The organism is Myxococcus sp. XM-1-1-1 (genome assembly GCF_020037095.1).
In the GTDB taxonomy this organism is placed as follows: Bacteria; Myxococcota; Myxococcia; order Myxococcales; family Myxococcaceae; genus Myxococcus; species Myxococcus fulvus.
On the sequence record NZ_JAIQDH010000002.1, the window covers coordinates 502,093 to 514,559 of the forward strand.

General features: G+C 72.7%; 9 protein-coding genes. 2 read left to right on the plus strand and 7 right to left on the minus strand.

Annotated features, from left to right (window positions below):
- Nucleotides 1–87: 87 nt before the first annotated feature.
- Nucleotides 88–1,464: a wax ester/triacylglycerol synthase family O-acyltransferase gene (locus K8640_RS06090; RefSeq protein WP_223746475.1), complete on the plus strand. Its 1,377-nt coding sequence runs from the start codon at nt 88–90 to the stop codon at nt 1,462–1,464.
- On the opposite strand, the gene K8640_RS06095 is transcribed toward K8640_RS06090, so the two are convergent.
- From K8640_RS06095 to K8640_RS06120, 6 genes are all read right to left on the minus strand, one after another.
- Nucleotides 1,465–2,856 (minus strand): sigma-54 dependent transcriptional regulator, encoded by a 1,392-nt coding sequence (locus K8640_RS06095; protein WP_223746198.1) that lies wholly within the window; start codon nt 2,854–2,856, stop codon nt 1,465–1,467. It lies immediately after the preceding gene.
- Entirely contained in the window at nt 2,853–4,394 is a 1,542-nt protein-coding gene (locus K8640_RS06100; RefSeq protein ID WP_223746199.1) for an ATP-binding protein, read from the minus strand. Before K8640_RS06100 ends, K8640_RS06095 begins: the two co-directional genes overlap by 4 nt.
- Before the next feature lie 93 nt (nt 4,395–4,487).
- Entirely contained in the window at nt 4,488–7,733 is a 3,246-nt protein-coding gene (locus K8640_RS06105) for a HEAT repeat domain-containing protein (protein WP_223746200.1), read from the minus strand.
- A gap of 51 nt (nt 7,734–7,784) precedes the next feature.
- Nucleotides 7,785–9,080 (minus strand): RDD family protein, encoded by a 1,296-nt coding sequence (locus K8640_RS06110; protein ID WP_223746201.1) that lies wholly within the window; start codon nt 9,078–9,080, stop codon nt 7,785–7,787.
- A gap of 135 nt (nt 9,081–9,215) precedes the next feature.
- Entirely contained in the window at nt 9,216–9,482 is a 267-nt protein-coding gene (locus K8640_RS06115; RefSeq protein WP_223746202.1) for a GlsB/YeaQ/YmgE family stress response membrane protein, read from the minus strand.
- 110 nt (nt 9,483–9,592) lie between these two features.
- Entirely contained in the window at nt 9,593–10,327 is a 735-nt protein-coding gene (locus tag K8640_RS06120; RefSeq protein WP_223746203.1) for a 16S rRNA (uracil(1498)-N(3))-methyltransferase, read from the minus strand.
- Between the two features lie 107 nt (nt 10,328–10,434).
- On the opposite strand from K8640_RS06120, the gene K8640_RS06125 reads away from it, so the two are divergent.
- A complete protein-coding gene (locus tag K8640_RS06125; protein WP_223746204.1) occupies nt 10,435–11,907 on the plus strand; it encodes an adenylate/guanylate cyclase domain-containing protein in 1,473 nt (490 codons plus the stop codon).
- Between the two features lie 27 nt (nt 11,908–11,934).
- Here the strand turns inward: K8640_RS06125 and K8640_RS06130 are convergent, their stop codons facing one another.
- A complete protein-coding gene (locus K8640_RS06130; RefSeq protein WP_223746205.1) occupies nt 11,935–12,450 on the minus strand; it encodes an Mpo1-like protein in 516 nt (171 codons plus the stop codon).
- Between the last annotated feature and the right edge of the window lie 17 nt (nt 12,451–12,467).

The following is a 12,467-nucleotide window of genomic DNA, read 5'->3' on the forward strand; positions in this document are numbered from 1 at the left end:
CGTCAAGACAGCGCGCCACGGGAGGCCGTCCTGCGCCATCATGGTGTGTCCCGTCGGGTGGGACGCACGGAGGCACGCGTGGCCGGGATGAACCAGGAGCGGATGGCGAGTGTGGACGCGCTGTGGTTCCACATGGAGGAGCCCGCCAACCTGATGATGATCACAGCCGTGCTCGGCTTCGAGGGCCGGCTGGACTTCGAGCGGCTGCGCGAGCTGGTGCGCACGCGCCTGGTGGAGTGCTACCCGCGCTTCCGCCAGAAGGTGGTGATGGGACGGTTGGGGCAGCCGCAGTGGGAGGAGGCCCAGGACTTCTCGCTGGACGCGCACCTGCGGCGACTCCGGGTGCCGGCCCCCGGAGACCGCGCCGCGCTGGAGTCCCTGGTGAGCGAGTGGATGAGCACGCCGCTGGAGCGCTCGCGTCCGCTGTGGCAGTTCCACGTGCTGGAGGGTGGAGACGGGGGCGATGTGCTGCTCGCGCGGCTGCATCACTGTCTGTCGGATGGCATCGCGCTGGCGCGGGTGCTGCTGACGCTCACGGATGGGGACGGTGCGCGGGAGGAGGCGCCGGAGTCCTCGCGGACAGCGCCTCGTGAGGGAGGGCTCGCGAAGTGGATGCGCGGGGCGCGGGCGGTGGCGGGCACGGCTCGGACGGTGCTGCGCAAGGGCGCGGAGATTGCCGCGGAGCCCATCCTCGCCGGAGACCTGGTGCGGCAGGGGGCGCTGGGGGCCGCGGCGCTCGGCAAGCTGATGGTGGTGACGCCGGACCCGCGCACGCCGCTCAGGGGGCCCCTGGGGACTCGCAAGCGCGCGGCGTGGTCCTCGCCCATCCCCCTGGAGCGGGTGAAGGCCGTGGGCAAGGCCCTGGGCGGCACGGTGAACGACGTGCTGCTCGCGGCGCTGACGGGCGCGCTGCGGCGCTACCTGGAGGCGCGCAACGTCCCTCCCGAGGACCTGCACGCCGTGGTGCCGGTGAACCTGCGGCCGCTGGATGAGCCGGTGCCTCGGGCGTTGGGCAACCGGTTCGGCGTGGTGCTGCTGCGGCTGCCGGTGCACCTGGCCGAGCCTCGACGGCGGCTCCACGAGCTGTCGCGGCGGATGGACCTGGTGAAGAAGTCCCCCGAGGCGGTGGTGACCTTCGGCGCGCTGGAGCTGCTGGGCTACACGCCCGCGCCGCTGGAGCGGGTGGTGGTGGATGTCTTCGCCACGAAGGCCTCGCTGGTGGCCACCAACGTGCCGGGGCCCCGGCGGCCGGTGTCGCTCGCGGGCGTGAAGCTGCGCGCGCTCACGTTCTGGGTGCCCCAGGCGGGACACCTGGGGCTGGGGGTGAGCCTGTTCAGCTACGCGGGGCAGGTGACGGTGGGCGTGGCCGCGGATGAGCTGCGCGTGCCGGACCCGCACGCGCTCATCGACCACTTCCACGCGGAGCTGGAGGCGCTGAGCGACGGGGTGACGCAGGTCGCGTAGCTACAGCAGGGCGTGCTCCTCCAGCTTGTTGTAGAGCGTCCGGCGGCTGATGCCGAGCAGCCGGGCCGCCAGCGTGCGGTTGTCGCCCGCGCGCGCGAGTGCGTCCACCAGGGCCTGCTTCTCGGTGCCCTTGCGTTGGGACTCGAGCGTGCGGCCGCTGTCGGCGGCGGGGCTCGCGAGCGCGGTGACGCCCTGGGGCGGTGTGAGCACGGGCGTGGTGAGCCCCGGCTGCCGGGCCAGCTCGCGCGAGACGTCGTCGCCCGTGAGCGTCTGTCCGTCCGAGAGGACCACCAGGCGCTCCAGGAAGTTCTGGAGCTGGCGCACGTTGCCCGGCCAGGGCTGGGCGCGCAGCACCGCGAGCCCGTCCGCGGTGAGCGTGAAGGGCGGCTTGCCGTTGGTGCGCGCGTGGATGTCCAGGAAGTGGCGCGCGAGCGGCTCGATGTCCTCGGGGCGCTCGCGCAGTGACGGCAGCCACAGGGGCACCACGTTGAGGCGGTAGAAGAGGTCCTCGCGGAATCTCCCCGCCTTCACCAGCTCCTCGAGCGGCTGGTGCGTGGCGGCGACGAAGCGGACGTCCACCTTCACCGTCTGCGTTCCGCCCAGCCGCTCCAGCTCCCGCTCCTGAATCACTCGCAGGAGCTTCACCTGCACGGCGAGGGAGATGTCGCCAATCTCGTCCAGGAACAGCGTGCCGCCGTGCGCCAGCTCCACGCGACCGGGCTTGCGGGTGGCCGCGCCGGTGAAGGCGCCCTTCTCGTAGCCGAACAGCTCGCTCTCCAGCAGCGTGTCCGGCAGCGCGGCGCAGTGCAGCTTCACGAAGGGCCCTGCGTGCCGGGGGCTGCCGTCGTGCACGGCCTTGGCGGCCAGCTCCTTGCCCGTGCCGGACTCGCCGCGCAGCAGCACCGTGGCCATTCCCGTGGCCGCCTTCGCGAGCAGGGCCTGGGCCTCCAGCATCCGCTGGCTGCTCCCGACGAAGGCGCTCGGGGTGCGGAGCGGTTCGTTCGTCGCTTCACCTTGCGCGCGCAGGAGCGCCTTGCGGATGGTGAAGAGGATCTCCTCGCGGTCGAAGGGCTTGAGCACGAAGTCCGCGGCGCCCGCCTTCATCGCCTCCACCGCCAGCGGCACGGTGCCGTGCGCGGTGATGAGGATGACGGGGACGTCCGGCCAGAGCCGGCCCATCTCGGCCAACAGCTGCATGCCGTCCATGCCGGGCATGCGCACGTCGCTCACCACCACGTCCACCGGCCAGCGCTCGAGCAGCGAGAGCGCTTCCGTCCCGTTGCGCGCCGTGTGCGTGGCCAGGCCCGCCTGACCCAGGAGCGCACCCAGCACCTTCGCCACCGCCGGGTCGTCATCGACCAGCAGCACGGTTCCCTTCAACGACTCACTCACGCGGCTTCTCCTTCGGCCCCACCGTCCACGCGCCGGGCATCCACCGGCAGGCGCAGACGCACCACCGTACCGCGCCCCTCCCGGCTTGTCAGACCCACGGTGCCTCCGTGCGCCTCCACCACGCGTCGGACGAAGGCCAGCCCCATCCCGCTGCCCGAGGCCTTGGTGGTGAAGAAGTCGTCGAAGGCGCGCTCGCGGGTGCGCACGTCCATGCCCTCACCCGTGTCCTCCACCTCCACCGCCACGTCCTCGTCGTCCCTCAGCGTGCGCACGGTGAGTGTGCCGCCCTTCGGCATGGCCTCCGTGGCGTTGCGCACCAGGTTCTCCACGGCGTTGGTGAGCAGGTCCTCGTCCGCGGCGCAGGCGGGCAGGTCCGGGGTGAGCTCGCGGACGATGGTGATGGGGCTCGTGCTCGCGAAGGACTGGAGGGAGAGGACGCCCTCCACGAGCCGGCCCAGGTCCACGGGGCGGGGGAGGGGCTCCACGCGAGCGAGGCGCTGGTAGGTGTCCACGACGCGCCCCAGGCGCTCCACCTGTTCGAGCATCAGGTCGAGGAACTCGCCGTGCGTGTCCCACGACTGGCCTCGGGCGTGTTCTTCCTTGAGGTACTGGGCGGCGCCCTTGAGCGCGGCGATGGGGTTCTTCAGGTCGTGCGCCATCTGCGCGGAGAAGCGGCCCAGGGTGGCCAGGCGCTCCATGCGCTCGCCCCGGGTGACGAAGGCGGTGACGCCCCGGCGCGTGGCGGCGACGAGCGAGAAGGTGATGGCGGTGGTGCACAGGACGAGCGCGCCCACCTGCGCGGCGAAGAGGCGGAAGACGGTGAGGTAGGCGAGGACGCCCACGCCCGCGAGCACCACCGCGTGCAGCGCCATGCGCGGGGCGCCCTCGCTCTCGTCGCGTCCGAAGAGTCCGAAGCGCAGCGAGGCGGTGGCCATCAAGGGCATGCACAGGAGCGTGCCCAGGTTGCCCAGGCGTGGCACCTGTCTGAGGCCGAGCTCCACCGCGAGCTCGGTGAGGAGCAGGGCGACGAGGAAGGTGAGCCCCAGGGCCATCAAGCTCGCGCGGGCGCGCTCGTCCGGGCGACGCGCGTCGCGCAGGTGCAGCGCCAGCAGCGTGAAGGTCCCGATGACCGGGGGGACCACGAGGACGGTGACGAAGATGCCGAAGCGCAGGGTGAGGATTGTCGCGGCGAGCGAGGGCACGCCCAGCGCCACGTGCATCAGCAGGGCGAGGGCTCCGAAGACGGCATAGGTGCCGTACATGGCCCAGGCCGAGCGGCGGCGGCGGCCCACGAAGGCGAGGGTGAAGTGCAGGGTGCACGGCACCGTCATCAGCGCGGCGGCGAAGCCCACCAGTCGCCAGCCCGTCTCTCCCGCGCCGGCATACGCGTAGCCGGTGAAGTTCCACGCGGACAGCGCGATGGAGAGCAGGGAGAGCGGCAGCGCGAGCGGGCTGCGCCCCACCCGGGCCAATGCCAGCCCCGCGAGCGCGAGCTGCCCGGCGCACGCGATGAGGCTGATCCACATCCCACCGGTCATGGGGTCCTGTCCCGTGCTGGCGTCACCGGCGCAGCATAGCGGGATGGCGCGGCGTCCGGAGTCGAGGCGGTGTTCGCCTCGACTCACCGACGCTCAGAGCATGCCCAGCCGGCGCGCATTGGCCGGGTCCACGGCGGCGCTCTCCCACCGACGCGCGGCCACTTCGCGCTCGTTCTCCGGCGCGTCCGCGTAGTAGCCGAGCGTGTCGTTGAGCGCGCGGCTCAGCTCCTCGATGGCGGCGAGCCGCACGTCGAGCTCGCGGTGTCGCAGCGCCGCGATGAGCCAGTCCGCGCGACGACGGCTGCGGTTCTCCGCCCACCACGCCGCCCACTGCTTCGGGCTGAGGCCCAGCGGCATGCGCGTCACCTCGCGCAGTGCTTCCGCCGCGGCCTGCGCGCACATCTCGTCCTCGCTGCGCGTGAGCTGGATGAGGCCCTCGACGGCCTCGCGGTCATGCAGCGTTCCCAACGCCCGGGCCGCCAGCGCGCGACGCATCGTGTCCCGGCTGTTGAGCTCCTGGCGCAGCTCACGCATCGCCGAGTCCAACCTCGGCAGCTGCTTCAGCGCGGCCGCCGCCACCCGCGCGGCGCTGGAGATGTCCGGCTCCAGGTCGAACAGGCCGCGCAGCACGCCGTCCACCAGCTCCACGTAGGGCAGGTTTCCCGCCGTGAGCAGCGCGAAGTAGCGCGTGTCCGCGTCATGCGAATCCAGGAGCGGCGCCAGCGCCTGCGCGGCCGGGCGCCCCAGTCGCGACAGCGCGGCGGGAATCGGGCCGAGCTCGTCCGCCTCGGGCAGCTCCACCACCGGCAGCCGGCTCCACGCGGTGGGGCCGGGGAAGTGCTGGGCGAGCACGCGGGCACTCGCCTCGGGCGAGCGCGCCAGCTCCACCATCGCGTTCGAGCGCTGCGCGGCGTCCGGGCCCGTGAGCCGACGCAGCAGCGGCGCGAAGTCCGGCGGCGGGCGCTCCTCCTGCGACTGCGCGCGAGGCGGCAGCGCGGCGGCGCGTCCCACCGTGCCCGCGGCGCCTCGACCGAAGAACGGGCTCCACCCCAGCCCCGCCACCACCGCGGGCGCGGGAGCGGGCGTGGCGGCCACCGGCACGTCCACGTCGATGGTGATGTCCTCCTCGACGGAGCGAGGCTCGGACACGCGCTGCTTGCGGAAGAGGATGAGCTCCTGGAAGGCCGAGGCCAGGTCCTGGCAGAACAGGATGTAGTCCGACAGCCGGCGCTGGCTCATCGGCTTCTGTCCGCAGTCTCCGTAGAGGATGGCCACCAGCCGGCCCTTCACCTCCACCGGGTACAGGAACACCGTGCGCGGCGTCTGCCGACCGAACAGCTCCAGGTAGTGCCGGGTGAGCGCGTCCGGAGGCAGCGGCCCTGCGTAGCTTCCCCGCGTCACCGCCACCGTGCGGAAGACGCTGCTCGCGTCGAGCGGCACGGACACCTGGGTGAGCCCTTCGCTCGCCATGCCCTCGCCGCGCGCTTCCCATCCAATCGCCGCGCCTCGCAACACCGCGAAGGCGGCCACGTAATCAAACGTCCGCCGGCCGAAGCGCAGCGCCACGTCCATCAACTTGTCGCGGTCCTTGGTGGACTCGCGCAGCGCGGCGCGTGCCGCCGCCAGCGTCCAGTCAGGGACCTCCTGATTGGCGGACGCGGTGGGCGGCGGCCGGACCTCGGGCTCGGGCGGCCTGGCCTTGGGCTGCGCGGCCGGCTTGTTCGGATTGGGGAAGACGATGAACGCGGGCTCGCTCGAGCGCGGAGGCTGCGCGGGCGGCACCTCGGGCCGAGGACCTCCGGCCAACAGCGGCGAGCCGAAGCGCATCGTGGAGAGCGGCACGGAGTCCGCCCCCGACGTGGGCGCGGCGGGACCCGGTGGCCACAGCTGCGGCGCGCCACCGGACTGCGCGGGCGGCCACAACGGGGGCGCGGCGCCAGGCGTCGTCGCGGAAGAAGGCGCTCCGCTGGCCGGAGCCGTGGAGGCACGCGCCCCCGTCACGGGCTGGGAGGAAGGCTGCGTGGCAGGCGCCGTGGAGGGACGTGCGCCAGAAGAAGCACCACCCTGCGTCGTCGCCGGAGGCTGCGCGGCGGGGCCTGTCACGAGTCGGCCCGTGGACGTGGCCGACGGAACGCCGCTCACCGTCGTCACCGGAGGCTGCGCGCCGGGACCTGTCGCGGGGCGGCCCGCTGAAGCCGTCGAGGAGGCGCCGCTCGCCGCGAGCTGCGCCGGTGGCTGTCCCGCGAACCCTGTCGTTGAGCCGCCGCCCGCCGCGGGCTGCGTGCCGGGCGAAGCACCACTCGCCGCGGGAGGCTGTCCCGCGAAGCCTGTCGGTGAAGCGCCGCTCGCGGAGGACTGCGTTCCGGGCACTCCGGCCGAGGCTCCGCTCGTCGGGGAAAACGGCGGAGGCTGTCCCCCGGAGGTACCCGTCGTGGACCGGGCAGGAGACTGCGCGCCCGTCGGCGAAGTCCCTCCGGCGCGCGCCCCAGTCGGAGCACCGCTCGCGGACGGCACACCGCCCCGTTGAACCGTCGTGGGCGTCGCTTCCACGGGAGGCCGAGGGGGCGTCGCCGTGAGCACCGGCGGCTGGGCCGGGCGAGACGTATCGGGCCTGGACGGCGGCGTCGCGGGACGCTCGGCCGCGGGCATGTTCAGCCGCAGCGGGGCTCGCACGAAGGCGGGTGGCGGCACCGGGTCGGGAGGCGGCGGCGGAGGCGGACGCTGGGGCGCGGGCGCCTCGCGGGGCGCGGCGCGAATCTCCGCGGCCACCGGCTCACCGGCGACGGAGCGGGCCAGCCGCTCCACCATGTCCACCGTGAGCGACTCGTCCGACGGCGGAGGAGGCGGCGGAGTGACGGGGAGCTGCTTGTCCGGGTCCAACGCGGACACCAGCTGCGTGAAGCGCGGCGCCAGCGGCTGGCGGTAGATGGTGGAGATCCACTCGCGAATCCGCACCTCGGTGGCCACCCACAACTCGAGCGGCTTGCCGAGCAGGAACCCGACCTCGTCCAGCTCCTTCTTCGGCACCGGATACGCGCACGCGACGTGCAGCGTCTGCCCATCCAGCGACAGCGGCACCACGCACAGCCGCTCCGCGATCTTCGGCGGGATGAAAGACGCGACCTCGAGGTTCGGCTCGAAGTCGACCAGGTTCACGGGCCGGAACCCCGCGACGTCACCGAGCAGCGAGAGGACATCCGCCTCGTTCGCGAGCCCCTGCTCCAAGAGCAGCGTGTCCAGATGTCCGCCCTGGGCCTGCTGGAGTCGCAACAACTCTCCCGCCTTCTCCTGGGAAAGGAGCGTGCGGGAGACGAGGAGCTGGGCAAGGCGGGCGGGCATGTAGGCGCGGCATCTTACGGCCGCGGCCGCAAGGCACAATGAAGCGGTGGTTCAGCTCGGTTGAACGACGAAGGTGGACGTCAGCTTGTCATGGAGCGTCTGTCCACGGCGATCAAAGAGCGCCATCCAGAATCCGCCCAGGAACAGGACGAAGGAGAGGCTGGCGAGCATCGCGCGGACGATGGCCCTTCCCGGCGCCGGCGCCAGGCCGTGGGTGTCCACCAGCCTGAGGCCCAGCAGCAGTCGGCCCAACGTGCGTCCGTTCCAGAGGAAGGCCGCCACCGCGCAGTACACGAGCGCCAACACCAGCACCAGGAAAAACCCGGGCAGCAGCACCGTGTGCAGCGCCCGCAGCCACGCGACGAACCCGTCCAGGCCGGACAGGCCCGCCTCGGGCGCCTTCATCCCCGTCACCGACGAGGCCAGGGTGATGTACAGCGCCGCCACGCCACCGATGGCCGCCGCGTCGATGCTGAAGGACAGCAGCCGGCGCCACAGCGACGCGGGGCGCGCGTGGACCTCGGCGACCCCCGGCTGCACCGCGGCGGTGCGCACGGACTTCGGCTTCTCCGCCCGAGGCGCGGCGCTGGCCATCACGGGCAGACCCGTGGACACCGGAGCGGGCGCGGACTCCACCGCCGGAAGGCTGGACGCGGAAGGCGCCGGCGTCTCCAGGGCCGCCATCACGGGCAGGCCCGAGGACACCGGGGCCACGGGCTCCGGAGCGGACCAGGGCAGGCCCGACGGCATGGGCGAGCCGGGCTCCGTGTCCGCCAGGCTCGCGGCGGGCGCCGGAGTCTCCACGCGGGGGAGGCCAGGGGCGGGCGCCACCAGGGGCTGCACACGCGGCGGCACCGGCGGGGTGCCGTAGGCGGGCGTCATGGCGGACATGGGCGTCTGGGCCGTGGAGGGCACGGGCGGCACGTCCATGGGGAAACCACCCCCCTGGGCCCAGGATGGCTGGGCGGCCGGCGGAGGCGTCGCGGCGCGAGGCGCGGGCCGGTGCGAGGGCGTCATGCCCGGCGGGGTGGGGCGGGCGACCCCGGGCGGATTCTGGGGCGCGGCGGCGCGGGGCGCGGCGGGCGGTGGAAGCGGGCCCGCGAGCGGCGCCACGGACGGCGGGGCCGGGGGAGCGGGGCTGCGCTCGGCGAAGGCGGGGCCGTCGTCACGCACGCCGGAGCGGCGGTCGATCTGCAGGTCCCGGTCGAGGAAGCTCGGCAGACCCGGCAGGGTGGTCTGGGCGGCGGCCTTGGCGCAGGCGGGGCACTCTCCGACGGGCGGCAACAGGGCTCCGCACTTCATGCACTTGGACAACGGACTCTCCTCCGGGATGAGACGCGTCGCCATGAAAAGACGTCCGCACCGAAGGAGCAAGAAAAGTGGCGAGCCCCCGAGGTCCCTCGGTCGAGGAACCGTCAGGGGCTCGTCAACGACAGGCGTCCACCTGTCCCCTGGGGGACAGCCGGTGTGGAGCGCCTCACGCTAGGCGTGGACACGGCGCCGTCCCACCGCTCCGACGATGAGCAGCACGACGATGGCTCCCAGCACCGACATGATGAGACCCGAGGGTCGCAAGTCGAAGAGCCGTCCGTCCCGCGTGAAGAGGGATCCGATCAATCCGCCCAGCAGCGAGCCGACCATGCCCAGCAGCGTCGTCGCCAACAGGCCCATGCTCTGCTTGCCGGGGAGGATGGCGCGAGCGATGAGGCCCGCGATGAGGCCGATGATGATGAATGCGATGATCCCCATGAACCCTTCTCCTGTCTGTGGGGACCCGGAAGGTCCCAGATGGTCCAAACGTAGGAATGGCCCAGAGAAGGTGGGAACCCGTGTGGAACGGGCGCTCGACTGGCCCCTCGCTAACCAAGCTCTCCGTCGAGGTGCATCATCACCGCCAGGGCGGCGAGCGCGGCCGTCTCCGTACGGAGGATGCGCGCACCCAACGTGACGGGGCGGGCGCCCTGGGCCTTCAGCGCCTGCACCTCCTCACGGGCGAGCCCGCCCTCGGGCCCCACCACGAGGGCGATGGGCGTGCCGGCGCCCGCGGCCCGGAACGCCTCGCCCAGCGGCACCGCGGACTCCTCCTCGTCCAACACCAGCACCACCGTGCCCCGCGCGAGCGCGCCGACGGCGTCACCCAATGAGCGCGGCACCTCGACGCCGGGAACGTCGTCACGACGACACTGGCGCGCGGCCTCCTCCACGATTTTCGTCCACCGCTGGGTGCGCTCCTGCGCGCGCTTGGGCTCGAGCTTCACCACGCTGCGCAGCGTGTCCACGGGGAGGAAGGCGGCCGCGCCCAGCTCCGTCCCCTTCTGCAGCACCCACTCCAGCTTGTCGCCCTTGGGCAGGCCCTGCACCACGCTCACCGCGCGGCGGGGCGGCGCCTGTCGCGACGCCCCCAGGCTCACGCGCACCTCCTGCGCGTCCACGCCGGTGACCTTCGCCTCGAACGCGCGGCCCTTGCCGTCGAAGACCTCCAGCGTGTCGTTCTCGCCCAGGCGCAGGACGTGGACGACGTAGTGGCGGCGCTCGCCGGTGAGCACGAGCGTGTCGGGGGCGGGCTCGGCGATGGGGACGAAGAGGCGGACCACGTGGGCTTCTCCAGCGGCGACGGGGTGGGGGCGTGTCGGGGCGGGGACTTCAACAGCAAGCGCCGGCCCGACGCCAGGGCTCGCTGGCCTTCGCGACTTGAGGCACCATGAGCATGTCGGTGCCCCGTGGCAGGTTCCCCTGGACCTTTTCGCGCACGGGGCGTGGTGGACGCGCGGACGTGACGATGACGGGCCAGGCGGAGGTCCTGGCTCCGCCCCGGGAAGGGAAGGAAGGGGAGCTCGCCATCATGGGCCGGGACGACGAGGGCTTCTCGCCGGGACAGGACTCCGCCGTGGCCCGCTTCGCGCTGAGCCGCGCCAACGAGGAACTGGTGCTGGCGGAGAGCTCGCTGCGAGGCGAGCGGCGCGTGGCGTGGGTGCGGCTGGCGCTGATGGCGCTCTTGTCGGTGAGCCAGGGTGGCATCGCGCACGTCACCGGCGAGTCCCTGCCGCCGCATGACCTCCAGCGCGTGCTGGCCATCGTCCTGTACGGGTTGTTCTCCGTGCTCGCGTTGGTGGTGCTGCTGCGCCAGCGGCCGCACTTGAGGCACGCACGGTGGTTGCCCGTGCCCACCACGGTGGCGGACACCAGCTTCTTCGCCTTCATGGGGTGGCATGCCTGGGCGCGCACGGGCCAGTTCGACGCGGGCATGCTGGGCGCGAGCATGGGCATGGTGCTGGTGTTCTCCGTGGCGCGCTTCTCGTGGCTGCACGTGCTGTTGTCCACGGCGCTGTCGTCCATGGGGTATGCCTTCGTCGCGGGCGTGTCCGGGCACGGCACGTGGTCCAGCACCAGCTTCGTCGTCTTCTGCTACGTGACGCTGGGGCTGCTCATCGCGATGACGAACGCGGAGGTGGGCAGCATGTTCCTGCGGCTGCGGCGCCGCGACGGCCTGTCGCGCTTCCTGCCCAAGCCGGTGGTGGAGCGGGTGATGGCGTCGGGGGACACGTCGCTGCGGCCGGTGCAGCGCGAGGTGACCATCCTCTTCAGCGACATCCGCGACTTCACCATGCTGAGCGAGACGCTGCAGCCGCGCGAGGTGCTGGAGCTGCTCGACGAGTACTTCGGGCGGATGACGCACATCGTGATGGCGCACGGGGGCATCGTGAACAAGTTCCTCGGGGACGGGATGCTCGCGTGCTGGGGCGTACCGGACTCGAGCGACGACCACGCGGAGCAGGCGATGCGCGCGGCCCTGGCCATGCGCGAGAAGCTGGCCGAGCTCAACGTGCTGCGCCTGCGCCGGGGACTGCCGCCGTTGCGCATCGGCATCGGGCTTCACACGGGCGTGGTGGCCGCGGGCATGCTCGGGGGCGCCGAGCAGCACGAGTACACCGTCATCGGCGACGCGGTGAACCTGGCCTCGCGGGTGGAGGGGCTCACCAAGGTCCACGGCGTGGACATCCTGGTGAGCGAGAGCACGTGGACGCGCGGCGGCGGCGACTTCGTCGGTCTGCGCCTGGGCGAGGCCCACGTGAGGGGGCGCCGGGAAGCGGTGGTGGTCCACGCGCTCCAGGGCCACGCGCTCGACGCGGACGTCGAGTCGCCCGCTCCCGTGCGCATCGCCAGCGGCACCTGAGGGAGGAAGGCCCCCAGGCGCGCGGGCTCACACCGTCAGCGGCGCGGGGCGGGACCCACCGGACATGACACGCGCGTGCAGGTCGCGCTTGAGGCCCATGCCGAACAGCAGCAGGGTGATGAGGTACACCGGCTCGATGAAGAACAGCTGCGGCCCGCCCAGGGACAGGCCGTGGGTCTTCTTCTCGAGGACGACGTGCGCGCCCACCACGAGCGCGAAGCGCACCACCATCACGGACACGGCGACGATGGCCACGGTGGGGCCGGGCAGGTGGCCCACGGCCAGCGCGGCGCTCAGCGTGGGGAAGAGCGGCAGGCTCATCAGCAGGCCCGCCGTCCACTCCAGGCTGATGGCGTACAGCGCCACCAGGGCCACCAGCACGTGGGCGGCGGACAGCGAGAAGCCTCCCACCGAGAAGCGCACGAGGCCCAGCGGGACGAGCAGGGCGAAGATGAACATGTAAGCGCCCAAGAAGTGCACGGCGCGGCTGAGGCCGTTCTCGTGCAGGGGCATCCAGAAGCGCAGCTTGTCGGCGAAGCTCATGGGAGTCCGGAGGATAC